Source organism: Coprococcus sp. TM115-187 (assembly GCF_027679115.1).
In the GTDB taxonomy this organism is placed as follows: domain Bacteria; phylum Bacillota; class Clostridia; order Lachnospirales; family Lachnospiraceae; genus Allocoprococcus; species Allocoprococcus comes.
The window spans coordinates 1-25,030 of record NZ_JAQEKS010000022.1 but is presented as its reverse complement, the minus strand read 5'-3'; the positions used below and the strand labels follow the sequence as shown (position 1 = coordinate 25,030).

21 protein-coding genes and 1 tRNA gene are annotated in these 25,030 nt (G+C 43.6%); 20 read left to right on the top strand and 2 right to left on the bottom strand.

What is annotated here, in order from left to right; translation table 11 throughout:
* Positions 1-309: 309 nt before the first annotated feature.
* From PGW42_RS12495 to PGW42_RS12435, 13 genes are all read left to right on the top strand, one after another.
* Positions 310-1,230, top strand: coding sequence for a selenium metabolism-associated LysR family transcriptional regulator (locus PGW42_RS12495; protein WP_270203961.1), 921 nt, complete (start codon positions 310-312; stop codon positions 1,228-1,230).
* Between the two features lie 86 nt (positions 1,231-1,316).
* Complete coding sequence (gene selD / locus PGW42_RS12490; protein WP_117558478.1) at positions 1,317-2,360, top strand: selenide, water dikinase SelD; 1,044 nt, start codon at positions 1,317-1,319, stop codon at positions 2,358-2,360.
* Positions 2,361-2,384: 24 nt separating this feature from the next.
* Positions 2,385-3,779 (top strand): L-seryl-tRNA(Sec) selenium transferase, encoded by a 1,395-nt coding sequence (gene selA, locus PGW42_RS12485; protein WP_270203960.1) that lies wholly within the window; start codon positions 2,385-2,387, stop codon positions 3,777-3,779.
* Positions 3,776-5,692 carry a selenocysteine-specific translation elongation factor gene (gene selB, locus PGW42_RS12480; protein ID WP_270203959.1) on the top strand — a complete coding sequence of 639 codons (1,917 nt, stop codon included), beginning with the start codon at positions 3,776-3,778 and terminating at the stop codon, positions 5,690-5,692. The genes selA and selB overlap by 4 nt, the downstream gene beginning before the upstream one ends.
* Positions 5,689-6,606, top strand: coding sequence for a selenium metabolism-associated LysR family transcriptional regulator (locus PGW42_RS12475; RefSeq protein ID WP_022220210.1), 918 nt, complete (start codon positions 5,689-5,691; stop codon positions 6,604-6,606). Before selB ends, PGW42_RS12475 begins: the two co-directional genes overlap by 4 nt.
* Positions 6,607-6,619: 13 nt before the next feature.
* Positions 6,620-7,759: an aminotransferase class V-fold PLP-dependent enzyme gene (locus PGW42_RS12470; protein ID WP_117834843.1), complete on the top strand. Its 1,140-nt coding sequence runs from the start codon at positions 6,620-6,622 to the stop codon at positions 7,757-7,759.
* 181 nt (positions 7,760-7,940) lie between these two features.
* On the top strand, positions 7,941-9,038 hold the full coding sequence (yedE, locus tag PGW42_RS12465; RefSeq protein WP_270203958.1) for a YedE family putative selenium transporter: 1,098 nt from the start codon (positions 7,941-7,943) through the stop codon (positions 9,036-9,038).
* Positions 9,039-9,107: 69 nt separating this feature from the next.
* Entirely contained in the window at positions 9,108-9,311 is a 204-nt protein-coding gene (locus PGW42_RS12460) for a sulfurtransferase TusA family protein (RefSeq protein WP_022220208.1), read from the top strand.
* Positions 9,311-9,547, top strand: a complete 237-nt coding sequence (locus PGW42_RS12455; RefSeq protein ID WP_008372464.1) for a DUF3343 domain-containing protein — start codon at positions 9,311-9,313, stop codon at positions 9,545-9,547. Before PGW42_RS12460 ends, PGW42_RS12455 begins: the two co-directional genes overlap by 1 nt.
* Positions 9,548-9,718: 171 nt before the next feature.
* Positions 9,719-11,077 carry a Wadjet anti-phage system protein JetA family protein gene (locus PGW42_RS12450; protein WP_270203957.1) on the top strand — a complete coding sequence of 453 codons (1,359 nt, stop codon included), beginning with the start codon at positions 9,719-9,721 and terminating at the stop codon, positions 11,075-11,077.
* A 27-nt stretch (positions 11,078-11,104) separates the two neighbouring features.
* Positions 11,105-11,731: a DUF4194 domain-containing protein gene (locus PGW42_RS12445; RefSeq protein ID WP_173690096.1), complete on the top strand. Its 627-nt coding sequence runs from the start codon at positions 11,105-11,107 to the stop codon at positions 11,729-11,731.
* Positions 11,715-15,083: an SbcC/MukB-like Walker B domain-containing protein gene (locus PGW42_RS12440; protein WP_330677050.1), complete on the top strand. Its 3,369-nt coding sequence runs from the start codon at positions 11,715-11,717 to the stop codon at positions 15,081-15,083. Before PGW42_RS12445 ends, PGW42_RS12440 begins: the two co-directional genes overlap by 17 nt.
* 6 nt (positions 15,084-15,089) lie before the next feature.
* Entirely contained in the window at positions 15,090-16,292 is a 1,203-nt protein-coding gene (locus tag PGW42_RS12435; RefSeq protein ID WP_195251608.1) for a Wadjet anti-phage system protein JetD domain-containing protein, read from the top strand.
* A 402-nt stretch (positions 16,293-16,694) separates the two neighbouring features.
* Here the strand turns inward: PGW42_RS12435 and PGW42_RS12430 are convergent, their stop codons facing one another.
* On the bottom strand, positions 16,695-17,282 hold the full coding sequence (locus tag PGW42_RS12430; protein WP_008372489.1) for a TetR/AcrR family transcriptional regulator: 588 nt from the start codon (positions 17,280-17,282) through the stop codon (positions 16,695-16,697).
* Between the two features lie 135 nt (positions 17,283-17,417).
* Entirely contained in the window at positions 17,418-18,449 is a 1,032-nt protein-coding gene (locus PGW42_RS12425) for a proline racemase family protein (protein ID WP_117823717.1), read from the bottom strand.
* Positions 18,450-18,594: 145 nt separating this feature from the next.
* Here PGW42_RS12425 and PGW42_RS12420 point away from each other — a divergent pair.
* From PGW42_RS12420 to PGW42_RS12390, 7 genes are all read left to right on the top strand, one after another.
* A tRNA-Sec gene (locus PGW42_RS12420) sits at positions 18,595-18,692 on the top strand.
* 421 nt (positions 18,693-19,113) lie between these two features.
* A complete protein-coding gene (prdC, locus tag PGW42_RS12415; RefSeq protein ID WP_008372495.1) occupies positions 19,114-20,442 on the top strand; it encodes a proline reductase-associated electron transfer protein PrdC in 1,329 nt (442 codons plus the stop codon).
* Positions 20,443-20,519: 77 nt separating this feature from the next.
* A complete protein-coding gene (gene prdA / locus PGW42_RS12410) occupies positions 20,520-22,391 on the top strand; it encodes a D-proline reductase (dithiol) proprotein PrdA (protein WP_055248939.1) in 1,872 nt (623 codons plus the stop codon).
* An 11-nt stretch (positions 22,392-22,402) separates the two neighbouring features.
* Positions 22,403-22,684, top strand: a complete 282-nt coding sequence (locus PGW42_RS12405; protein ID WP_022220196.1) for a CBO2463/CBO2479 domain-containing protein — start codon at positions 22,403-22,405, stop codon at positions 22,682-22,684.
* Positions 22,685-22,705: 21 nt separating this feature from the next.
* On the top strand, positions 22,706-23,431 hold the full coding sequence (gene prdB / locus PGW42_RS12400; RefSeq protein ID WP_082421153.1) for a D-proline reductase (dithiol) protein PrdB: 726 nt from the start codon (positions 22,706-22,708) through the stop codon (positions 23,429-23,431).
* A gap of 177 nt (positions 23,432-23,608) precedes the next feature.
* A complete protein-coding gene (gene prdD / locus PGW42_RS12395) occupies positions 23,609-24,373 on the top strand; it encodes a proline reductase cluster protein PrdD (protein ID WP_270203956.1) in 765 nt (254 codons plus the stop codon).
* An 11-nt stretch (positions 24,374-24,384) separates the two neighbouring features.
* Positions 24,385-24,858 (top strand): glycine/sarcosine/betaine reductase component B subunit, encoded by a 474-nt coding sequence (locus PGW42_RS12390; RefSeq protein WP_055158009.1) that lies wholly within the window; start codon positions 24,385-24,387, stop codon positions 24,856-24,858.
* The last annotated feature ends 172 nt before the right edge of the window (positions 24,859-25,030 follow it).

The following is a 25,030-nucleotide window of genomic DNA, read 5'->3' as shown; positions in this document are numbered from 1 at the left end:
TAAGAAAAGTTGAGAAATTAAGTATGAATAAAGATATCAGAGAGACACAGTGTACAAGGACATCATGTTGAGGCATCAAAGCAGGTCGAAGGACCCTTGTTCAGGTTCTGGACAAGTTGTTAAAAACTGAAGATGGTAACCTCCTGGACAGAAAGAATTTGTCTGTTCGGGCAGATGCACTTTGCTCTCTGGTATTTGATATCGGATAGTAGAAGATGGATGTGGCTGCGCGATTTGATCAAAGGAAATAAAGGAATCCAGAGAGGTTGTATTTATACGAATTTGATCGAATAGAGAGAGGGAATAATTATGAACTTAAAGCAGCTGGAAGCATTTATTAAAGTATCCGATTCAAAGAGCTTTTCAAAAGCAGCACAGGAACTATATCTGACACAGCCAACAGTAAGTGCACATATACAGACACTTGAAAAAGAACTGAAAGTGAGATTGTTTGTGCGTAATACCAAGACTGTCAAATTATCTGAGGATGGAAAGACACTTTATCAGTATGCACGTCAGATGATCGAACTGGAACAGGAAATCCAGTCAATGTTTTCAAAAGCAGCAGAGCAGAAAGAAAGATGTATTACAATCGCAACATCTACGATACCGGCGCAGTATATTTTGCCGGATATTCTGGTGAAATTCCGGGAGAGATTTCCGGAAGAACAGTTCAGAATCGTAGAAAGTGACAGCAGTACTGTCATTGAACAGGTAGCATCGCATCTGGTTGACATTGGATTTTCCGGTACAGTAATCGAAAAAGCAAATTGTAAATACATACCGTTTTACCAGGATGATCTGGTTGTTATTATGCCGAATACGAAAGAATATCAGAAAATCGTAAAAGAGCAGAAGGATTTAAAATGGCTGGAAGGAGAACCTCTGATTATGCGTGAGGAGGGATCCGGTACCAGAAAAGAAGCAGAAAAGCAATTAAAAAAGATGGGAATCTCTTTGGATGATTTGAACATTGTTGCGACAATTGAGAATCCGGAAGCGGTCAAGAGATCTGTCAAAAGCGGTCTTGGCATTACGATCATTTCAAGACTTGCGGCTGCAGATGAGATCCAGGCAGGAGAAGTTCTGGAATTCCCGTTTTCACAGGATGGCAGCGGTCGAAACCTGAATCTTGTATATAATAAGAACTACAAACTTCCGGCAGCGGCTGAACATGTGAGAGAATTGATTATAGAAAAGTATGAATTGCAAAAGCAGTCTTTACAATAGAAAGTATGAATGATAGAATTCATCTATGTGCGCATTTTTTGCGGCAGGTAACATGTTAAATGCAAAGTATAAGTTGGGGATAAACAATGAATAAAGAAAAAGTAAGACTGACACAGTATGCAAAAACTTCCGGGTGAGCCGCTAAAGTAGGTCCGGAGACCCTTGCCCAGGTTCTGGGTAAGTTACCGAAATTTGAAGATGAAAATTTGATCGTCGGAATCGAGACATCAGATGATGCTGCGATTTATAAGGTTACAGATGATATTGCGATGATCCAGACCGTGGATTTTTTTACGCCGATCGTGGATGATCCGTATATGTTTGGCCAGATTGCAGCAGCAAACTCGCTCAGTGATGTTTACGCAATGGGAGGAGAGCCGAAGGTAGCACTTAATATCGTAGGATTTCCGAACTGTCTTGATCCACAGATCTTAGGAGATATTCTTGCCGGTGGAGCCGATAAGGTAAAAGAGGCGGGAGCTGTTCTGGTTGGTGGACACACAGTACAGGATGATGAGCCGAAGTACGGACTTTGTGTGTCCGGATTTGTACATCCGAAGAAGATATTTAAGAATTACGGATGTAAACCGGGGGATGTGCTGATCCTTACCAAACAGGTCGGAACAGGAATTGTTAATACGGCAATCAAAGGAGAGATGGCATCTGCAGCCGCAATCAGGGAAGCTGAGATTGTCATGTCTTCTTTAAATAAAAAAGCAAAAGAAGTTGTGGATCATTTCCCTGTAAATGCATGTACGGATATTACAGGATTTGGTCTTTTAGGTCACTGTGTTGAAATGGCAGAGGCAAGCAATGTGACATTTGAACTGAATGTTCACGATATTGCATATCTTGATGAAGCAATCAGCTATGCAAAGATGGGCCTTGTTCCGGCGGGGGCTTACAAGAACAAGGGATATTCTTATCAGAAAGTAGATTTCAGAAATGTAGAAGATCATTTTATCGATCTGTTATATGATCCGCAGACATCAGGTGGGCTGCTCATCAGCGTGGAAGCGCAGTATGCGGAAGCCGTGATGGAAGCATTCGAGAAGAAGAGGCTGGATACCAAGGTATCCCTGATTGGAACCGTAACAGAAAAGAGCGATAAACTGATTCGTCTGCACTAGGAATTCAAAGAGGTAGAGGAGAAAATGAATAAAAATTTATTATTTCGCAGTATTCCGAAAGTAGATATTCTGCTTGAAGAACAGGAGATACAGAATCTGATTGATGCATATGGACGTGAATTTGTGATGGATGTGATTCGTGAAGAGATGGATGCGCTCAGAACATTTATCGGAAAGTGCGAGGAAGAAGAGGAAGCAAAAGCGCAGATCGGGATGCTTACGCAGAATATAAAACGACATGCCGGAAAGCTGCATGAGCCGAATATGAAAATGGTGATCAACGGAACAGGAACAGTTCTCCACACCAATCTCGGCCGTGCACCGATCAGTAAGGAGCATGTTGAGAGACTGGCAGGAATTGTGAGTGGTTACTCCAATCTGGAATATAATCTGGAAGCAGGGGCACGTGGAGAGAGATATTCTCATTTTGAAAAACTGCTTTGCAAACTGACCAGGGCAGAGGCTGCGATGGCGGTTAACAACAATGCTGCGGCTGTTATGCTGATCTTAAGTTCAATGGCAAAAGGAGGGGAAGTTGTAGTATCTCGCGGAGAGCTGGTTGAGATCGGTGGCAAATTCCGGATTCCGGATGTAATGGAGCAGAGCGGAGCTTCACTTGTGGAAGTCGGAACGACGAATAAGACACATTATTCTGATTATGAAGAAGCGATCACAGAGGAGACAAAGGCACTTCTTAAAGTTCATACAAGCAATTACCGTATTGTTGGATTTACAGAGACGGTTACGATCGATGAACTGATTCCGATTGCGCAGGAACATGATATTCCGATCATCGAAGATCTTGGAAGCGGTGTGCTGATCGACCTGAGTAAATACGGACTGACCTATGAACCGACGGTTCAGGATTCTATCCGTAAGGGAGCGGACGTTGTATGCTTCAGCGGAGACAAGCTGCTCGGTGGTCCACAGGCTGGAATCATCATCGGTAAAAAGAAATATATTGACCAGATGAAGAAGAATCAGCTGACACGTGCACTGCGAATTGATAAATTCACAGCAGCAGCACTGGAACTGGTATTACAGGAATATTTATCAGAAGAAAAGGCAATCCAGAATCTTCCGGTACTGCGTATGATCACAGAGTCCAAAGAGGATGTGGAAAAGCGTGCAAGATCCCTGAAACGGATTCTGCAGAATGCACAGCTTGCTGCAACGATCGGGATGGAACCGTGTGAATCACAGATCGGTGGAGGCTCTCTTCCACTTGAACGCATTCCGAGTATGGCAGTTACGATTAAGCCGGAGAATATCAGTGTACCGAAGCTGGAAGAAGAGATGCGGCATCTTTCTATGCCAATCATTCCGCGTACAGCCAACGACACGATTTATCTGGATGTGCGGACAATTGAATCCTGCTACTTTAAGAAGATAGCAGAGATGCTGGGAGAATTATTATGAAAAACATTATCGTAGGAACCGCAGGTCACATTGACCATGGGAAAACGACACTGATAAAAGCACTTACCGGACGTAACACGGACCGGTGGGAAGAAGAACAGAGAAGAGGGATCACCATTGACCTCGGGTTTACTTATTTTGATCTGAAAAATGGAGACCGTGTAGGGATCATTGATGTTCCGGGACATGAAAAATTTATCAACAACATGGTTGCGGGAGTTGTCGGAATGGATCTGGTACTTTTGGTTGTGGCAGCGGATGAAGGTATCATGCCGCAGACAAGAGAACACATGGACATTCTGGGACTCCTTGGGATCAAGAAGAGCATTCTGGTGATCAACAAGTGTGATCTGGTCGATGAAGAATGGCTGGAACTCGTTGAGGAAGAAATCCAGGAAGAACTGGAAGGTACTTTTTTGGAAGGTGCACCGGTTGTTAAAGTATCGGCTGCAACCGGGCAGGGGCTTGATGAACTGACGGATACGATCCAGCAACTGATGTCTGATGAGGTGGTTGCAAAGGATACACAGACTATTCCAAGACTTCCGATTGACCGGGCATTTACCCTGTCAGGCTTTGGGACAATTATCACAGGGACACTTATCTCCGGTACGATCACCAGGGAAGACGTTCTGGAAATGTATCCGATCGGAAAAGAGTGCAAGATTCGTAATATTCAGGTACATGGGCAGAATCAGGACAAATGCTATGCCGGACAGAGAGTGGCGATCAATCTGTCAAATGTGAAGAAAAAGGAGATTCGCAGAGGGTGTGTGCTTGCGCCGAAGAACAGTATGAAAAATACAGATCTTCTGGATGTGAAGCTGAAAGTTCTGGAAGACTCCATGCGTATCCTTACAAATCATGAGAGATTGCATTTATACACGGGTACGAGTGAAATCCTCTGCCGTGCTGTTCTGCTGGATAAGGAGCAGATCGGACCGGGAGAAGAGGGACTGGTACAGCTCAGACTGGAAGAAGAGATTGCGGTCAAACGAGGCGACCGTTTTGTAGTACGTTTCTATTCGCCGATGGAGACTATCGGAGGCGGGATCGTTCTGGAACCGAATCCGGTGCGTAAGAAACGTTTTGATGCGCAGGCAATCGAAGAACTGAAGAAAAAAGAATCCGGTTCTCTTGGCGATGTTATGGAGCTTCAGATCAAAGAACACGGCGACACGATGATCACACTTGCTGAGCTTGCAAAGGTGATGGCACATTCCGTAGATGAACTGAAGGAGTATCTTGAAGAACTGGAAGAATCGGGCACAATCTTTGTATTCCCAATGAAGAAGGACACATATTTGTGGCACAGAGACAGCGAATTTGCAGTACGTCAGAAGATAGAGGAGACATTGCAGAAATATCACAGTGAGCATCCATACCGATATGGAATGAAGAAAGCCGAAATTCACAACACATTCCTGAAAAAGATCAAACCAAACATATTTGATGCGTATATCGAAAGAATGACGGGAGAAAACGTCTATGGAAGAAGGGAAGAATATCTTTCGCTTCCGGGATATGAAGTTCCGAAGGACGCGATGTATCTTCAGACAGAGAAGCTGATCGAAGATACATTTGAAAAAGCAGGATATGATTTTGTGAGATTTTCAGAGATTGATTTTGGAAAAATTCCGCGCCAGACAGCGGAAGAAGTGGTTCTCATGATGATTGACGAAGGAAAAGTACTCCGTATCAATGAAGAGATGTTTACGATGAAACACCTGATGGATGAAGCGAAGGAAAAAATTCAGAATCATCTGAAGGAAGAAAATCTGATCACGATCGCACAGGTGAGAGATATGTTCTCAACAAGCAGAAAGAGTGCGAAACCGATTTTAGAATATATGGACAGCATTAAGGTGACAAAGAAGACAGGCGGAGAAAGTGAGAGGGTGGCATACTTATGAATTTAAAGCAGCTGGAGGCATTTGTTAAGGTAACTGAGTCGGGAAGTTTTTCAAAAGCGGCAAAGCTTTTATTCCTGACGCAGCCAACGGTCAGTGCACATATCTCTTCTCTGGAGAAAGAACTGGACTCACGGCTTTTTGTCAGAAATACAAAGGAAGTAAAATTGTCGGAAGAAGGAAAGCAATTATATCAGTATGCGCGTCAGATGGTGGAACTCGAAAAAGAAATCGAGCAGGTATTTTCCAAGGATGCGCATCGTGAGGAAAAATGTATTACAATTGCGACCTCTACGATTCCGGCACAGTATGTTCTTCCGGCGATTCTGGCGAAATTCAGAGAGACTTATCCGGATGAGCAGTTCCGGATTTCAGAAAATGACAGCTGCGGTGTTGTTGAACAGGTAGCAGGGCATATGGTAGATATTGGATTCACAGGTACGGTACTTGAAAAAAAGCATTGCAGATATATGCCTTTTTATCAGGATGAACTGGTTGTTATCATGCCGAATACCGAGTTTTATCAGGAAATACAGAAGCGCTATAAGACAGCAACATGGATAAAGAATGAACCGGTCATTATGCGGGAAGAAGGATCGGGAACCCGCAAGGAAACAGAAAAAATATTGAGAAAAGCAGGAATTATGCCGGATACCCTCAATATAGTAGCATGCATTGAGAATCCGGAAGCGATAAAAAGGTCAGTAAAGAGTGGGCTTGGAATCACGATTATATCAAGACTTGCAGCAGAAGAGGAGATCCGGACCGGACAGGTTCTGGAATTCCCGTTACAGAAGGATGAAAGCAGTCGTTATCTGAACCTTGTATACAATAAAAACTATCAGCTGCCTGCAGCAGCAGAGCATCTGATCCGGATTGTAAAGGATTTCTATCCGGATGCACATATGGGGAAATGAAAAGAGGATCAATATGATATATTTAGATAATGCAGCAACCACAATGCGCAAACCACAGGAAGTAATTGATGCGATTACCGCAGCAATGTGCTCAATGGGGAATGCAGGAAGAGGTGTCAATGAGGCATCTCTCGGAGCAGCAAGAACCGTATATGACACAAGAGAGAAGCTTGCAGGTTTTTTCGGGGCGGAAGATGCAAGACAGATCGTATTTACCATGAACTCAACGGAGAGTCTGAATATTGCGATCAAGGGGATCTTAAATCCGGGAGACCATGTGATCTCTACGGTTTTGGAACATAACTCTGTTCTCCGACCACTTTATGAGATGGAGAAAAAGGGAGTTGAAGTGACATTCCTTGGATGTGATGAAAAAGGAACTCTGGATTATGCAGATTTTGAAAAAGCAATCAAAGAGAATACAAAAGCAATTGTCTGTACCCATGGTTCTAATCTGACGGGAAACAAAGTGGATGTGGAGCGGATCGGGGAGATTGCCCAGAAGCATGGTCTGTTGTTTGTGGTAGATGCATCACAGACTGCCGGTGTATTTCCGATCGATGTGCAGAAGATGCATATTGATATTCTGTGTTTTACCGGCCATAAGGGACTTCTGGGACCGCAGGGGACCGGTGGAATGTACGTGAGAAAAGGCGTTCATGTCCGGCCGCTTCTTTCAGGCGGTACCGGTGTGCAGACCTATAGTAAGACACAGCCGGAAGAGATGCCGACAGCACTGGAAGCAGGAACACTTAACGGACACGGAATTGCCGGACTGGATGCTGCGATCGGATATCTGGAAGAAACAGGAATTGATACGATCCGTGCAAAGGAACAGGCATTGATGAAACGGTTTTATGAAGGGGTAAAAGAAATCCCGGGAGTCAAAATTTATGGGGATTTCAGCAGCATGGACCGCTGTGCGGTAGTGAGCCTGAATATCAGAGATTATGATTCGGGAGAAGTCAGCGATGCACTTCTGACAGATTATGGGATTTCTACCCGTTCAGGAGGACACTGTGCACCACGGATGCATGAGGCGCTTGGAACCGTAGAGCAGGGGGCTGTCAGATTCAGTTTTTCCCACTATAACACAGAGGAAGAAGTGGATACTGCAATCCGGGCAGTCTGCGAGCTTGCAGAAGAAGAGTAAAATTTTATAAGATCAGAGATTGATAGAAGACCGGTATAGTATTGATAGTATCAATATATATATCGGTCTATTTTAATTATAAATTGGACAAAAAGTTATGCAAAAGGTATAATTGTAAGGTAACAAAAAAAGCTTTAATAGTCAAAATGACGAATGAGAGAAAGACGAAGGAGGAAGAAAAATGAATTTATCAGATTCAAAGAAGAAGCTTGCACTTGCGGGGGGTCTGTGTGGGCTTGTAGCTGCATGTCTGGCTTACTTTGGTAATCCGGCAAACATGGCATTCTGTATTGCCTGCTTTATCCGTGATACGGCAGGAGCTCTGGGATTTCACCAGGCCGAAGTTGTACAGTATGCAAGACCGGAGATCATCGGTCTTGTGATCGGAGCATTTATTATTTCAGTGGCAACAAAAGAGTACCGTTCAACAGCAGGATCTTCACCGATGATCCGCTTTATCCTTGGTATGGTAATTATGATTGGTTCCCTGATTTTCCTTGGATGCCCGCTCCGTATGGTAATCCGTATGTCAGCAGGTGACCTGAATGCATGGGTAGCACTGATTGGATTTGTACTTGGAGTAGGAACAGGAGCATTTGCCCTGAAAAAAGGATTCAGCCTTGGACGTGCGCATGAGACGAATAAAGAAAGTGGAGCAGTGCTTCCGGTATTGATGCTTGGTATTCTGATCCTTGCAACTTGCTCAACACTTCTCAAAGCAAGTGAAGCAGGTCCTGGAAGTCTTCATGCACCAATTATCATGTCACTGATCGGCGGACTTATTTTCGGAGCACTTGCTCAGAAATCAAGAATGTGCTTCGCCGGCGGAATCCGTGATGCGATCTTAATGAAGAACTTTGATCTTCTTACAATTATTGCAGGTCTTTTTGTAGTAATGCTGATCTTCAACCTGGCAACAGGAAGATTCGTACTTGGATTTAACACACCTGGAATCATTGCACATTCCAACCATCTGTGGAATATCCTTGGCATGTATGCAGTAGGATTCGCGGCAGTTCTTGCCGGCGGATGCCCGCTTCGCCAGCTGATCCTTGCAGGACAGGGCTCTTCTGATTCAGCAGTGACAGTACTTGGCATGTTCTTTGCAGCAGCACTTTGCCATAACTTCGGACTTGCATCAAGCGGAACCGCAATGAATACAGAGACTGGAAAGGTTGTTGCGGGAGCAGTTACTCCGAACGGAAAGGTTGCTTGTATCATCTGTATTATTGCATGCTTTATCATTGCATTTACAAACAAAAGAGAGCAGGCAAAATAGTCAGAAACCGCAAGATATAGATGGATAATTCATAAGAAATATGATATGCTAGGAAGGCAGGTAAAAAATATGAAAGAAGTAGATGCAAGAGGACTTTCGTGTCCGGAACCGCTGATGCTTACCGCAGAGGCACTGAAGAATGCAAACGGACCGATCAAGGTTCTTGTGAGCGAACCTCACCAGAAGACTAATATCGAGAAGTTTGCGAAGGACAAAGGAAAGAAGGCAACTTCTACCGAGAAGGGCTCTGAATTTGAAATTGTGATTGAATAATGAGAAAAAAAGAGTTAAAGCTGGTCATCACATTCCACACAACAGCGGATGCGATGGCGATGGAAAAAGAATGTAAAAAAGTTGGCGCACAGGGACGTATGATTCCGGTGCCGAGAAGTATTTCAGCAGGATGCGGGCTTTCCTGGTGCGCACCACTGGAATGCAGGGAAGAACTGAAAAATGTCATGCAGGGAATTGGTCTTGAAGAAGAAGAGATCCACGAGTGTATGGTATAAGAAGAGGTAAAACGAGGAAACCGCAAGATGAGGAATCATTTTTGCGGTTTCCTTTTTCCGTTTACTGAGAATATTCGTGGAACAAGAAAAATAATTTTTTCCATTTAGAGACTAGAATATGGTATACTTATAGATAATGGAAAAATTTATGAATTTACAGAAAGGCAAGGCATGCAGTTACGTTTTGAAATTCCGGAGGGTTTCTGGAGTCTGTTCCGTTCTGTGAACAGAGAGACATACATTGAGGCTTTGATGGCGATCAATGAAGAATACCAATACAGCAATTATTTCCTGACCAGGGAAGTCTGTATTCAGGTGCTTCGGGATCTGTATATGAAGAAACAGATCGAACTTAAGCGGGAGGAAGATGAGACTGAGTTTGATATGTTGGAGACTCCGTCGGCAAGGATTCTGAACTGGCTGATCCGAAAAGGATGGCTGAAGAAAATTGAAGATTATAATACATTGGTGACGAATATCGTAATTCCGGATTATGCAGCAATATTTGTGGATGCCTTTGAGCGGCTTTCTACGGAGGACCTGGAGGAGACAGAGATCTATATCCAGAATGTCTATGCGACATTGTTCTCGTTTAAAAATGATCCGAGGGTGAATCTGAATATGCTCCGGACAGCACTTATCAATACCAGACGGCTCAACAAAGCACTGCAGGATATGCTGCATAACATGGATAAATTTTTTGCAAGGCTTCTGGAACAGCAGTTTTACGGGGATCTTCTGAAAGAGCATCTGGACGGATATGTGGAAGAGATTGTCCGGAAAAAATACCATATACTGAAGACTTCGGATAATTTTTATATCTATAAGACAGATATCAAAGAATGCCTGCGTCAGATGCGGGATGATGAGGAATGGATCGAGAAGATCCGTGAGCGCGCCCGTGCAACCGGAGATACGGGAGAAGATGTGCTGGAACTTCTGGATATGATCGAGAGAGGCTTTGATGATATCGAGCACCGCATTTCCAATATGGATAAGGAGCACAGCAAATATGTGCGTGCGACGGTGACAAGACTGAATTATCTTCTGAGCGGAGAGAGGGACACGAAGGGACTGGTTATTCAGCTCCTGAACCGGATGTCAGAGGATGACTATGAAGAGGTCATTCAAAAGACGGGGGAGAAGATGAATCTGTCTTTGGTCGAAATCCTGTCAGAAAAATCTCTTTATAAGCGAAGAAAAAACCGGAAGGATTTTGTAAGTCAGATGGCACCGGAAGAAGAAGTGGATGATCTGGACAGGGAAGATGTGCTCAGATTGAACCGGATCAAGCGCAGATTCAGCAAAAAGCAGATTGAAGAATTTATCGAAGAGCATATAGAGAAAGATGTGCTGGATACAGAAAAACTTTCCCTTACATCAGAGGAGGATTTTGAAAAGCTGATTCTGGCATATGACTTAAGTACCCGTAAGAACAGCAAATATAAAACGCTGGAAGAGGATGCGGAGACGATTGAAAAGAACGGATACCGTTATCCTGCACTGAAGTTTGTAAGAAGGCATTTATAAAAAGAATACGGAAATTGGAGAGAATGGATGATAGAATATTTTGAGCAGCTTACACAGGAAGAACAGGAAGACCTGACGGATGTGATCCGGCTTCTCTATAGACAGACGTTCCTTCTGGAGAGGAAGTTTGACAAGCGTGCGGGCAGACTCCAGTATCAGAGAGAGTACCGTATCTGCGAAAAGCACATTGATTTTCTGAAAATGTATTTCCAGATTGCCGGCATTACGTTATGCGAGAATGTACATCTGGGTCTGATCTATATTCAGGATGAGATGGTCTGGGGAGAAAAGCTTCCGCGTCTTGCGACTATTTATATATTATTGCTGAAACTGATCTATGATGAGCAGATGGCATCGGTTTCGTCGAGCAGCCAGATTGTGACAACCTTGGGGGCACTCAACGGAAAAGCAGGAGATTTTCGCGTGCTTCGCAGTATCCCGTCACCGACCGAGATGAAAAGAACTATTGCCATGCTGAAAAAATACCAGCTGATCGAGCCATTGGATGTACTGGAAGAGTTAAATGAAAGTACAAGACTTCTGATCTATCCGTGTATCCATGCAGTATTGCAGGGAGATGCGGTGAGAGAAGTTCTGGAATCATTTGGAAGCAGCCGGGAAGAAGAGGAGGAGACTCTTGGAGACATTGGATAACAGGCAGCCGTTCTGGGCGATTTCAAAAATCTGCCTGAACAACTGGCATTATATAGACAGAAAAATACTGACTTTGAGTGAAGGAATCAATTTTTTCACCGGGCATTCCGGAAGTGGAAAATCAACGGTTATCGATGCAATTCAGATTGTGCTCTATGCTAACACGGACGGACGTGGATTTTTTAATAAAGCGGCAGCAGATGATTCCGACCGTACTCTGATCGAGTATCTGCGCGGAATGGTAAACATCAGTGAAAATAATGAGTCCCAGTATCTGCGAAATAAGAATTTTTCCAGTACGATCGTGATCGAGCTGGAACAGACGAGAACCCATGAGAAACAGTGCGTGGGCGTTGTATTTGACGTGGAGACAGCAACAAATGAGATCAACCGCCTGTTTTTCTGGCACAGGAGTGGTCTGCTTGCGAATGCTTACCGGGGAGAAAAGAGATGTCTTTCTACTGTGGAAATAAGAGAATATCTGCAGCGTACCTTTGGTGAAGAGGCATTCTACTGCGGACCGAGCAATGAGCGTTTTCGCCGTCAGCTTTATGATGTGTATCTGGGCGGATTGGATAAAGAAAAGTTCCCACGTCTTTTTAAGCGGGCAATCCCGTTTCGGATGAATATCAAGCTGGAAGAATTTGTAAAAGAATATATCTGTATGGAACAGGATATCCAGATCGAGGATCTGAAAGAAAGTATCATGCAGTACGGAAGAATGCGCAGCAAGATTGAGTCAACGATGGAAGAGATTGAGGAACTGAAGAAGATTGATGGAATCTATCAGGATTTTGATGAGAAACGGGAAAAAAGCAGGGAATGTGAGTACCGACTTACCCGTCTGGAAATGCTCCGGCTGCAGGCGGACATCCAGGGACTCCATGATAAGATTAAAACCAGAGAAGAAGGTATCAAGGTACAGGAGCATACGAAAGCCGAGCTGATGCGCCAGAGTGGAGAACTGCAAAAGGAGCATGAGGAGCTGTTACTTCGTCTGAATAACAGTGGTTATAAAGCACTGGAAGCAGAACTTGCAGGACTTAACGAGACTCTGGAACATCTGGGAAAAAGCAAGGCGAGTCTCACAAAGACAGCACAGAGACTTGCAGCATGGAAAGAACAGGAGATTACGTCCAACCAGACAATCTGGGATATTGATAAATTTGAAGCCGGTACGATTTCGGAGGGCGAACTTACAAGGCTGAAAGAAAATATCGCACAGATGCGTGCGGAGATCGAAGAAGAACGTCGGGATACGGACAGTACACTTCGTCAGATCAAGAAAGAAGAACGGGAAGCTAAAGAAGAGCTAAAAGAGCTGAAACAGGGAAGAAAAGCATATCCAAAAGAGCTGGAAGAAGCAAGGCTGGAATTGCAGAACCGGTTGCAGGAGAATTGTGGAAAATTTGTTTCCGTGCAGATTCTCGCAGATCTTCTGGAAATCCGGGATGAAAGATGGCACAATGCAGTGGAAGGCTATATGGGAAATAATAAACTTTTGCTGATCGTAGAGCCAAAATACGCGAAAGCAGCGATGGATATTTACCAGGAAATGGATAAGAAAAAATTCTTCCGCGCAGCAATTCTGGATACGGAAAAAGTGATGGAAGAAGAGCACATCGTCCGTCAGGGAGCTCTTGCAGAAGAAGTAAAAGCAAAAGAAAAATACGTGCAGTCTTACATCAATTTCTTCCTTGGAAACGTTATGAAATGTGAGAGTATTGAGGAACTCCGGGAATGCAGGATCGGTGTGACACCGGACTGTATGCTGTATCACAGCTATCGTCTGCAGCATATTAATCCGGAAAATTATACGAGACGTGCTTATATCGGAGAGATTAGTCTCCGTCAGAGGATCCGGCAGCTTCAGAAGCACTGTGATGAGCTTCAGGAGAAGAGGATTCCACTTGCAGCACTTGTGGAAGAGGCAAAGAAACTTCTGGAACTGGAAGCAATGCCACTTCCGACAGAGGATTATATCAGCCAGATCCTGGATGCAAAGGCGATAAAGGGAAAAGAAACCCGTAAGAAAGATTTACTTGAAAAGCTACAGAAACTGCGTGCAGAATCAGTCGATACTCTGGAAGCACAGATGAAAGAAGTGCAGGAAAGACGGGATGCAAAACAGAAAGAGATCACGAAGACAGAGAAAGAAATCTGGAAAAACGGGGAAGAAATCGAAAAATTCAGAAACAGTATTACAGAGTCGGAATTTGCACTTTCTGGAATCCAGAAAGAATTTCAGGAAAACGAAAGGTTTGAGAAGCAGTTTGAAGAGTATCTGGAAGCACAGAAAAGCAGAAACTATATTTATTTAAAAGAGGCAAGTGCAAGGCAGTTGCAGCAGCTTGGAAAGAAAAAAGAAGAGATCTATCAGGAGTTGGTGGCAGCCCGCAGTGCTTATACCAAAAAATATACGCAGCGTAATTTTTCAGTGGTAGAAGAAGATAATAAGGTTTATCAGGAGCTTCTGGAAAGCCTGTCGTGTGATAATCTGGAAACCTACTGGCAGGCAGCGAATGAACAGGCAAAGGCAGCGGTTGAGCACTTCAAGGATGACTTTGTTTTCAAGATCCGCAGTGCGATCCGCGAGGCCTACCAGAGAAGAGATGAGCTGAACCGGATCATCAGCCGGCTGGATTTCGGAAAAGATAAGTACCAGTTTGTGATCACGAAGAATAAGGGTGCAGACGGAAAGTACTATAAGATGTTTATGGATGATACCCTGCAGATCAATCCGGCACAGCTTTCAGGTTCTATTGAGAACCAGATGAATCTGTTCACGATGGAGCATGAAGAAAACTACGGTGATATGATGAATGAACTGATCGGCATATTTATCCCACCGGAAAATGCTACCCATGAGGAACTGGAAGAGGCGAAGAAAAATATGGACAAGTACGCGGATTACCGTACTTATCTTTCCTTCGACATGCAGCAGATTGTCCAGGGTGAGGAAGACATGAAAATCGGTCTTGGCAAGATGATCCGTAAGAATTCCGGAGGAGAAGGACAAAATCCTCTTTATGTTGCACTTCTTGCAAGCTTTGCACAGATTTACAGGATCAATCTTTCCCCGAAAATCCACAGGAATCCGACACTCAGACTGGTCGTTCTGGATGAGGCATTTTCAAAAATGGATGCCGAGAAGGTGGCAAGCTGTATTGCGCTGATCCGTGGACTTGGTTTCCAGGCGATCATCAGTGCCACAAATGATAAGATCCAGAATTATCTGGAAAATGTTGATAAAACCTTTGTATATGCCAACCCGAATAAACGGCATATATCAATTCAGGAATTTGAAAAAACCGAGTTCGCACAGCTTGCGGATGAGGAAGAACAGGGGTGATAGAAAATGTATCTGGTAGACAGAATTATAGAAAGATGTGAGAACAGCAGCCGTGACTGGCGGGAAGGAGCGACTGGAGGGAGGACCCTTCGGATCACACAGGAGGATTATGATGCCTGTGGGAAAGAAGAGCTGATCGAAGAGGTGCAGCGCCTGGAAAGAGCAGGACTTGTGACTGTGAAAAAATGGGTTGTTCCGGACAGTGATGTAGAGCTTGTGGCATATCAGGTGGAGCATCTTCCGGATTTTTACCGTCTTGCAGACAGCGAAAGCGGAGAAGAATACTGGCCGAAGCAGGCGAAGGTAAATTATTATATACGTATGATTGACCAGGAGCTTTCGGAAGGCTTTCAGAAAGAATGGATCGAGAATTATCTGGAAAAGCTGAAAGAGCGGATCACAGAAGGTGATCTGCCGAAAAATATAGAGAAGCTGGAAAAATATCTGGACTGTTACCGGGGACTGGACTCTCTGGAAGAACCGATGATGAAGCGGATTTTCAGTAAACGCTATCTGAAGGACAGCAAGATCTTCGAGCGGGAGATGGAACGAAATGTGGTGACGGCTGCAAGGAGATATTGCCCGGAGATTACGGCAGATATGGATATCCAGACGGTTCTGGAGCAGCTGCTGATCGAAGAAAATTCCCAGGAACTGGCAGTTAAAGGACCGCTTAAACTGAAGATCTGGAAAGGATCAGAAGCAAAAAGAGTGGATCTTTCCGATTTTACATATGGAGTTGTGCTGAACAGCCAGACAGTCAAGCATGCAATGGTTGAGGTAGAGCAGCCGGCACTGAAAAAAATCGTGACGATCGAGAATAAGACGAATTACCTTGCGATGGAATATGATCCGGAGATCCTTTATATCTACAGTCATGGATATTTTTCACCACTTGAAAGAGAATTTCTGAAGAAGCTGCAGAGAGTGATCGAAGGGAAAGACGTGGAAGTATTCCACAGCGGAGATATGGATTACGGTGGAATCCGGATTTTTGAATATATCCAGAAGCATATTTTCCCGGGAATAAAGCCATTGCAGATGGATGTGGAGACCTACGAGAAATACGAAGAATATGCGAAAACAATCTCGAAAGAGACGATGGAAAAGCTGGAAAAGGTAAATGTTCCACTTTTAGAGGAGTTAAAAGAAAAGCTTCTTGAAACCGGAAAGGGAATCGAACAGGAAAGCTTCCTGATTGAAGAATAGAGTGCAGTGCTTAAGGGAAAAGTGCGGCAGTGAAAAGAAAAAGACCAGAATGCCCTGGTAGTGGGGCGGGTTCTGGTCTTTTTGTGTATACGATGAGCCAAGTGCAGATTTGTGCTTGCACAAGGATCTGCATTTGGCGAATGTACATCATCGAGCTGTTAAGCGAGATGATGTATAAAGTATAAGAATCGAGTAGGAGTCAGCCTACTCGATTGTATACGATGAGCCAAGTGCAGATTTGTGCTTGCACAAGGATCTGCATTTGACGAATGTACATCATCGAGCTGTTAAGCGAGATGATGTACAAAGTATAAGAATCGAGTAGGAGTCAGCCTACTCGATTGTAGTGCGATGATCCATGTGCAGAAGGGTGTCTATATTGTCAATGAAAAAATGACAGAATTAAAATCCTTCTACAAACTGGTCAAGTACATGTGGAAGAAGCTTGTCGCTGTATGCGGTGAGAGAATACTTGCCTTTGCATAATGCCCAGTCATAAAGAACAGCACGTTCGTACATTGCATAAATCTTCAGAAGTTCATCAGCAGTACTGGTGCCGTTGAATTCTCCATTTTTCAGTGCAGTGCTGATTGTCTCAGTGAGCCACACGAAATAGTAACGATCGTTTTCAAGAAGGGAGCGCTTATCTTTGGTGATCAGCTGGGACGAGTAGAGGGAGGCTAAAAGCCCGACATCGACACTGGTCTCAATCATATGAAATAGTTCATGGTTAAAAAATAACAGCTTGTCATAAGCGGAAAGATCCGGATCTACGATTCCTGCAAGCTCTTCATACTTTTCGTCAAACAGATAAGAAAGTGTGTTGAGAAGAGCTTCTTTTCCCTTAAAATAGTGGTAAAAGGTTCCTTTTGAGGTCTTAGAAGCCGAGATGATCTCATCAACAGTGGTCTGTTCATAACCATGCTTGTAGAATAGATTCCACGCGGCTTTTATGATACGGCTTTTGGTGGAACTTCTTTTCTTTGGCATGAAAATTCCCCTCCTTTGAAAATAGTAATCTTTTTTTATTATAGCAGAATGGGCATGAAATAACAAGAAAGTAATTTGTTTACAAAAAAGAAGACAAAGCCATATACATAGCTCTGTCTCCTGAAAGATTTTGACTTAACGGCCTACTTTGAAGCCATATTTTAACGGATCATCTGGATCGATCACATAAGTAGATTCCCCTGTCAGATAAGCACTTCCGGTAATCTGCGGAATAACGGCATCATAGTCGGCAACCTTTGTAGTGTCTAAGATTACGCCTTTGAACTGAGAGCCGATAAAGCTTTCATATACGAAAGGCTGTCCAACTTTGATCTCACCTTTTTTGTAAAGGGTGGCGAGCTTTGCGCTGGTTCCGGTTCCGCAAGGAGAACGGTCAGCCATATGATCTCCGAAGATAACGACATTACGTTTGTCGCATCCAGGAGTATCAGTAGAGCAGTAAAGCTCTGCGAGGTCGACAGTTGTGATATCAAGTTCCGGATGCCGGATCTCTACTTCGGCATTGACCTTTTCAATCAGCTTCATACCGAAATCGGTAAGCTGTGGGATTGACTGTGGATCTACGTGCCATCCGAACTGTTCGATATCAACAAGTGCGAAGAAGCTTCCGCCGAAAGAAATATCATAGTGAACTTCTCTGCCATCAACTTCTGTTGTGAGGTTTTCTTTGTAAAGGAAAGCCGGTACATTAGTAAGTGTTACATTAAGTACCTTTCCGTTTTTGACTTCTGCTTTGGTACGGATAATTCCTGCAGGAGCATCCAGAACAACTTCTGTATAAGGTTCTACGGCAGGAACAAGTCCTGTTTCGATGATTGCTGTAACCGAACCGATTGTTCCATGACCACACATATTCAGATATTCTCCAGTGTCCATGAAGATCACACCAAAATCAGCTTCCGGGTGGATCGGATCTGTCAGAAGAGCACCAAACATATCATGATGTCCACGTGGCTCAAACATAAGAGCCTGACGGTATTTGTCGTAATGCTTTGCAAGAAAGTTCTTACGTTCGATCATGGTATCCCCTTCAAGCTTCGGGAAACCTGATGTAATGATTCTTGTAAATTCCCCAACTGTATGTGTGTCAATCGCATGGAAAGATGCCTCAAATGCGTCAAGATTCAGTTTTGGATTGATTTCCATTTTTAATATTCCTCCTTAGTTGAAAGACCAGACCAGAGTCTAGTATGCAGTTCAGTTTTCTTTAAAAATATTATGTACGAAAATACTTGAAAAGTCAATGGTAATTTGCTATAATGAATAAGCTTGATTGGAATAATCAATATATGGGGGTAGATGGATAACTGGTGTGTCTCCTGGTCTTCAAAACCAGTGTGGGGCGTTAGGAGCGTCCTGGGTGGGTTCGATTCCCACATGCCCTCGCCAAAAAGAGAGGTTTTTGGGCGAAAAGCCTTAAAAAGATAAAGAGAAAAGCTGCTGTATTGTTTTAGGGGAAACAGTACGGTGGCTTTTCTTTTTTGACGTAAATCCTCTTGACCAGAATACTTATAGATAATGCGGATAAGTAAAATGAGAAAAAATAGACAATCTGTAAAAATCAGACAGAACCGATGAAAAAAATAAATAGATTATATATAAAAAAGATATTGAATTTTCAAGTAAAATCATATAGACTATAGTACAGATCAATCACTAGACTAGATTCTAGTATTGAGTCCAACATGAAAAGTGAAAATCTATAAATGCTATTGAAAAAAATATATCTATTTGTTAAACTATAGTCAAATACGCGTAGGACAAGATAAGATATAGATTTCGACGTAGAGGAGAAAGGAAGAGAAGAGACATGGCAAACTTACAGATTTTGCTGCGTCAGCATGTAGGAGCTCCTTGTGCACCGGTTGTAAAAGCCGGAGACAGAGTAGAAAAAGGGACTCTGATTGCAACACCGACAGGCCTTGGAGCTAATATTTTTTCAAGTGCATATGGTGTGGTAGAAGACGTACTGGAAGACCGTATCATCATCAAGCCGGATGAAGAACAGAAGGATGAATATGTAAAGATTCCGGAAGGCAGCAAGCTTGATATGGTAAAAGCGGCAGGTGTTGTCGGAATGGGTGGCGCCGGATTCCCGACAGGTGTAAAACTCGGAACAGATCTGCAGGGAGGATATATCCTTGTAAATGCAGCGGAGTGTGAGCCTGGACTTCGTCATAACATTCAGCAGCTGGAAGATGACTGTGCGAAAGTTATCCGCGGAGTAAAACACTGCATGGAGATTTCCAATGCATCAAAAGCTATTTTTGCAATTAAGAAGAAAAATGAAAAAGCAGTAAAGGCACTGCGCGAGGCATTAAAAGATGAAGAGGCGATCACGATCCACTTACTTCCGGATATTTATCCGATGGGAGAAGAACGTGCGGTTGTAAGAGAATGTCTTGGAATCGAACTGAATACAACACAGCTTCCGTCAGCAGCGAATGCAATTGTCTGTAATGTAGAAACTCTTGCGAGAGTTGCGGAAGCAATTGAAGAGAGAAAGCCATGCTTTTCTAAGAACCTTACTGTTATCGGTAAGATCAATGGCGGTAATGAGCCACATGTATTTATGGATGTACCGGTCGGCACAAGCGTTGGGGAAATGATTGAACGTGCCGGCGGTATTGATGGTGTATATGGGGAAATCATCATGGGTGGTCCATTTACCGGACATGCTACTACAGAGGATGCACCGATCACAAAGACAACTGGTGGAATCATTGTTACAATTGATTTCCCGGATCTTCATGGTGCAAGTGTAGGTCTTTTGGTATGTGCCTGCGGTGGTAGCGAAGAACGTATGAGAGATATTTGTCAGAAGATGAATGGTGTAGTGAAATCAGTAGCCAGATGTAAACAGGCAATTGAAAACAAACCGGGAGCTCCGCTTAAATGCGAAAGACCTGGAAACTGTCCTGGACAGGCTAAGAATAATATCCAGTTCAAGAAGGATGGATGCGAGTACATTATTATTGGTAACTGCTCAGACTGTTCAAATACAGTAATGGGATCAGCACCGAAGATGGGACTTAAGGTATTCCACCAGACAGACCATGTAATGCGTACAATCGGACATCCACTTTACAGATATCTGCGTGTTTCAAAACAGGTAGAACAGTTACCGGAAGGTAAATAGATAAGTTGATACCTCACTTCGGTGAGTGTATAAATAGTTAATTGAGTTATTGTTAAATTAACAAGGAGGAAATTATTATGTCAATTACAGCGGAAACCGCAAAAGAACATGCAAAAGATCCTGCAGTATTATGCTGTAGAGCAGAAGGCGGCATTACAATCCAGGCTGCAAACCTTGAAGATCCGGCTATCTTTGATGATCTGGTAGATTCAGGACTTCTGAAACTTGATGGAACACTTACAATCGAACAGGTACTTGGAGCAAAGCTTGTTAAGACCTGCGATTCTCTTACACCACTTACAGCTGATCTTGTTGAAGGCGCAAAAGCACCTGCAGCAGAGGAAGCACCGGCTGAAGAAGCAAAAGAAGAAGTGAAAGAAGAGGCACCAGCAGTTACTGCAAATCCTACAGCAAGTGTACAGAAAGTTGGCGGCGTGTTAAAAATCCACATTGGAGAAGGCAAAGATATCGATATCGAAATGCCGATGGGTTTTAATAACGGTGTTGCAGTAGCGGAAGTACCGGCAGAGGTAGAATTACCGGCAGGCGTGGTTTCAGGCGCAGCACCGACAAAAGAGCTGGAACCGAAAGTCGTAAGAAGCGTTACCAGAAAGCATTATAAAATTACAGAAGTAAAGCGTGGACCGGAGACAAAGATTGAAGGAACAACTCTTTACATCCGAGAAGGAATTGAAGAAGAAGCAGTTGCTTCACAGGAACTGGTTCATCAGTTAAAGATTGATATCATTACACCGGATCAGTACCATACTTATTCTAATACAATCATGGATGTACAGCCGATCGCTACAAAAGAGGGCGAAGACGAAATCGGTACAGGTACAACAAGAGTACTTGATGGTGTTATCATGATGGTTACCGGAACAGACGACAATGGTGTTCAGATTGGCGAATTCGGTTCTTCCGAAGGATACCTGGATGAAAATATCATGTGGGGACGTCCGGGAGCTCCTGATAAAGGTGAAATCTTCATCAAGACAGAAGTTATCATCAAAGAAGGAACCAACATGGAAAGACCTGGTCCGCTTGCTGCACATTCTGCAACAGACGTGATCACACAGGAAATCCGTGAAGCTCTGAAGAAAGTAGAAGACGAAAGCCTTGTAGTAGATACAGAGACATTCAATCAGGTAAGAAGACCTGGTAAGAAGAAAGTCGTTATCGTAAAAGAAATCATGGGACAGGGTGCTATGCATGACAACCTGATTCTTCCTATGGAACCAGTCGGAGTACTTGGTGCAAGACCAAACGTTGACCTTGGAAACGTACCGATCATGGCATCTCCACTGGAAGTACTTGACGGATGTATCCATGCACTTACCTGTATCGGACCTGCATCAAAAGAAATGTCAAGACATTACTGGAGAGAACCACTGGTTCTTGAAACTCTCCATGATGAAGAAGTTGACCTTTGCGGTGTTATCTTTGTAGGTAGTCCACAGATCAATACAGAGAAATTCTATGTATCAAAACGTGTTGGTATGATGGTAGAAGCTCTTGATGTTGATGGTGCATTTGTTACAACAGAAGGATTTGGTAACAACCACATCGATTTCGCAAGCCATATTGAACAGATCGGTATGAGAGGAATTCCGGTTGTTGGACTTTCATTCTGCGCAGTACAGGGAGCACTTGTAGTTGGAAACAAATACATGCAGTACATGGTAGATAACAACAAATCTGAATCAGGAATCGAGAACGAAGTTCTTGCCTGCAACACGCTTTGCCAGGAAGAAGCAATCCGTGCACTTGCTATGCTGAAAGCTGGAATGGCTGGAGAAGAAGTGAAGAAGGCAGAAAGAAAATGGAATCCGAATGTAAAAGCAAATAACATCGAACTGATTTCAAAGACTATGGACAGAACAATTGAATTGGTTAAGAACGAGCAGTCACTGCCGATGAGCCAGAAGAGAAAAGAAAAATACGATTAAGGTGAATGACTATGAAATATGGCGATAAGATCATCTATATGGAAGGCGTAATCGTAGAGATCCATGATGGATGTGTTGGAATCGATTTGAAGGGACGATTAGGTTATCTGAAAATCCCGATGAGAATGCTGATTACGGATTATCCATTAGTGGTAGGACAGGAAGTTGGATGGAATATGAGTTTTGTCGAACAGCTTGGACCGGACGCCAATGAAAAATATGTTAGTAACCTGCAGACGTATCAGAGACGTCAGGAAGAAATGAAGTCTCATAAGAAGAATGATGAAGTGTAATTATATCAGGAGGAAATAGACATGAGTTTGACCGTTGTTAAAGGACTTCAGTCAGAAATCTTTGTTCCGGTAACTCCGCCGCCAGTATGGGCTCCGGTGAAAAAAGAACTGAAGGATATGACAATTGCCCTCGCCACAGCAGCAGGTGTGCACCACAAGGATCAGAAGAGATTCAACCTTGCCGGTGACTTTACCTGGAGAAAAATAACAGATAAAATGCCGTCAGATGAATTAATGGTATCTCACGGTGGATATGATAACAGTGATGTAAACAAAGACATCAACTGTATGTTCCCGATTGACCGTATCCATGAGCTTGCTAAAGAAGGATTTATCAAAGCATGTGCACCGGTACATGCCGGATTCATGGGTGGTGGCGGAAACCAGGAAAAATTCAAACATGAAACTGGTCCTGCCATTGCAAAGATGTTTGTAGAGGAAGGCGTAGACGCAGTTATCCTCACCGCTGGTTGAGGTACCTGCCACCGCTCTGCAGTTCTGGTGCAGAGAGCGATTGAAGCCGCAGGAATTCCTACAATTATTATTGCTGCGCTTCCGCCGGTTGTTCGTCAGACCGGTACCCCACGTGCGGTTGCTCCGCGTGTTCCTATGGGAGCTAACGCTGGTGAACCACACAACGTTGAGATGCAGACAGGCATCGTAAAAGCAACTCTGGAACAGCTCGTGAAGCTGGATACTCCAGGAAAAGTTGTTCCGCTGCCGTTTGAATATGTAGCGAAAGTATAATCAAATAGTAAAAAGGGGACATCCCCGGCAGGATTGGGGCGAAAGCTCTGATTTGCCGGAGATGTCCTTTTTATTTAACTGGATATTTTGATAAAATTTCCTGTTAGATAAAAGGAGCTACGTGCCTCAAATGTGCCAGGGCGCATTTGGGTTCAATTTAGAATTGAGGATGATTATATGGAGAAAGAAATAGATCTGCGCCGGCTTGTGATCAAAGCTTTCCATATTACTGAGGTGGAAGAAGGCGGAGAAAATAAAGTGACAGCATCTGGAAAGATGACGATCGAGAAGAAAATACTGGATGAAATTTTACCGAAATATCCACAGCTTTCCAAATTAGATGTACAGATTATAAGACCGGGAGAACATGACCGTTATACCAATACGATGATGGATATCATTCCGATATCGACCAAAGTACTTGGAAAGGTTGGGGACGGGATTACGCATACACTCACCGGCGTTTATGTAATCCTTACCGGTGTAGATGAAAACGGAAAACAGGCACACGAATTTGGGTCCAGTGAAGGTAATCTGAAAGAGAAGCTGTATCTGAACCGTGCGGGTACTCCGGGGGATGATGATTATATTGTGTCATTTGATGTTGTTCTGAAACCTGGAATGGGACAGGAAAGAGAAGGTGTACTTGCAGCCCACCATGCCTGTGACGAGTTTATCCAGATTTTCCGGGAACAGATGAAGAAGTTCAGGGGCGATTTCTGCACAGAGAGACATGAGTACCATGATGTGGTTCGCCCGGGGAAAAAACGTGTTTTGATCGTAAAACAGGTTGCCGGACAGGGTGCGATGTACGATACTTCGTTATTTGCAAAAGAGCCTTCGGGAACTGAAAACGGTCGCTCGATCATTGATATGGGAAATATGCCGGTGATCGTTACACCAAACGAATATCGTGACGGAATTATCCGTTCTATGCAGTAGGAGGTGCGATTATGGGAATTGGACCATCGACAAAGGAAACATCACTACACCATTTCCGGGATCCTCTTCTTGATGTGGTATCATCGGATGAAGATCTGGATCTGATGGGAATCATAATTGTTGGAACGCCGGATGATAATACAGATAAATTGCTTGTTGGAACCCGTGCGGCAGTATGGGCGGAAGCTATGCGGGCAGACGGAGTTATCCTGTCGTCCGATGGATGGGGAAACAGTGACGTAGATTTCGCAAATACGGCTGAACAGATGGAAATCAGAGGAATTCCGGTAACCGGGCTGAAATTCAGTGGTACAGTTGGCCAGTTTGTGGTAGAAAATGATCATCTGGGAGAAATTCTGGATATCAATAAAAGTGAAGAGGGCATTGAGACAGATGTACTCGGAGAAAATAATGTGACGGAGCTAGATGCGAAAAAGGTTACTGCAATGCTGAAGCTGAAAATGCGGAAAAATGAGAAGCGTTAAGGTTTTGAAATTTGAAGAAAACTGTCAAAAGTAAAGCTGGCAGGGAAAGAAGATATAGAAAAGTCCTGTTGAGAATCCGGATTCGATATTCGGATTCTCAACAGGACTTTTGCTGTGTGCGCCTAGCGGCGCACGTTTCTAACGGGTTAAAGTCCCGAATCCACCCGGTAGT

Excerpts from the sequence above, each read along its gene's own strand:
- PGW42_RS12495 (WP_270203961.1), top strand. The coding sequence starts at position 310 with ATGAACTTAAAGCAGCTGGAAGCATTTATTAAAGTATCCGATTCAAAG.
- selA (WP_270203960.1), top strand. The coding sequence starts at position 2,385 with ATGAATAAAAATTTATTATTTCGCAGTATTCCGAAAGTAGATATTCTG.
- selB (WP_270203959.1), top strand. The coding sequence starts at position 3,776 with ATGAAAAACATTATCGTAGGAACCGCAGGTCACATTGACCATGGGAAA.
- PGW42_RS12475 (WP_022220210.1), top strand. The coding sequence starts at position 5,689 with ATGAATTTAAAGCAGCTGGAGGCATTTGTTAAGGTAACTGAGTCGGGA.
- PGW42_RS12470 (WP_117834843.1), top strand. The coding sequence starts at position 6,620 with ATGATATATTTAGATAATGCAGCAACCACAATGCGCAAACCACAGGAA.
- yedE (WP_270203958.1), top strand. The coding sequence starts at position 7,941 with ATGAATTTATCAGATTCAAAGAAGAAGCTTGCACTTGCGGGGGGTCTG.
- PGW42_RS12460 (WP_022220208.1), top strand. The coding sequence starts at position 9,108 with ATGAAAGAAGTAGATGCAAGAGGACTTTCGTGTCCGGAACCGCTGATG.
- PGW42_RS12455 (WP_008372464.1), top strand. The coding sequence starts at position 9,311 with ATGAGAAAAAAAGAGTTAAAGCTGGTCATCACATTCCACACAACAGCG.
- PGW42_RS12450 (WP_270203957.1), top strand. The coding sequence starts at position 9,719 with ATGCAGTTACGTTTTGAAATTCCGGAGGGTTTCTGGAGTCTGTTCCGT.
- PGW42_RS12445 (WP_173690096.1), top strand. The coding sequence starts at position 11,105 with ATGATAGAATATTTTGAGCAGCTTACACAGGAAGAACAGGAAGACCTG.
- PGW42_RS12435 (WP_195251608.1), top strand. The coding sequence starts at position 15,090 with ATGTATCTGGTAGACAGAATTATAGAAAGATGTGAGAACAGCAGCCGT.
- PGW42_RS12430 (WP_008372489.1), bottom strand. The coding sequence starts at position 17,282 with ATGCCAAAGAAAAGAAGTTCCACCAAAAGCCGTATCATAAAAGCCGCG.
- PGW42_RS12425 (WP_117823717.1), bottom strand. The coding sequence starts at position 18,449 with ATGGAAATCAATCCAAAACTGAATCTTGACGCATTTGAGGCATCTTTC.
- prdC (WP_008372495.1), top strand. The coding sequence starts at position 19,114 with ATGGCAAACTTACAGATTTTGCTGCGTCAGCATGTAGGAGCTCCTTGT.
- prdA (WP_055248939.1), top strand. The coding sequence starts at position 20,520 with ATGTCAATTACAGCGGAAACCGCAAAAGAACATGCAAAAGATCCTGCA.
- PGW42_RS12405 (WP_022220196.1), top strand. The coding sequence starts at position 22,403 with ATGAAATATGGCGATAAGATCATCTATATGGAAGGCGTAATCGTAGAG.
- prdD (WP_270203956.1), top strand. The coding sequence starts at position 23,609 with ATGGAGAAAGAAATAGATCTGCGCCGGCTTGTGATCAAAGCTTTCCAT.
- PGW42_RS12390 (WP_055158009.1), top strand. The coding sequence starts at position 24,385 with ATGGGAATTGGACCATCGACAAAGGAAACATCACTACACCATTTCCGG.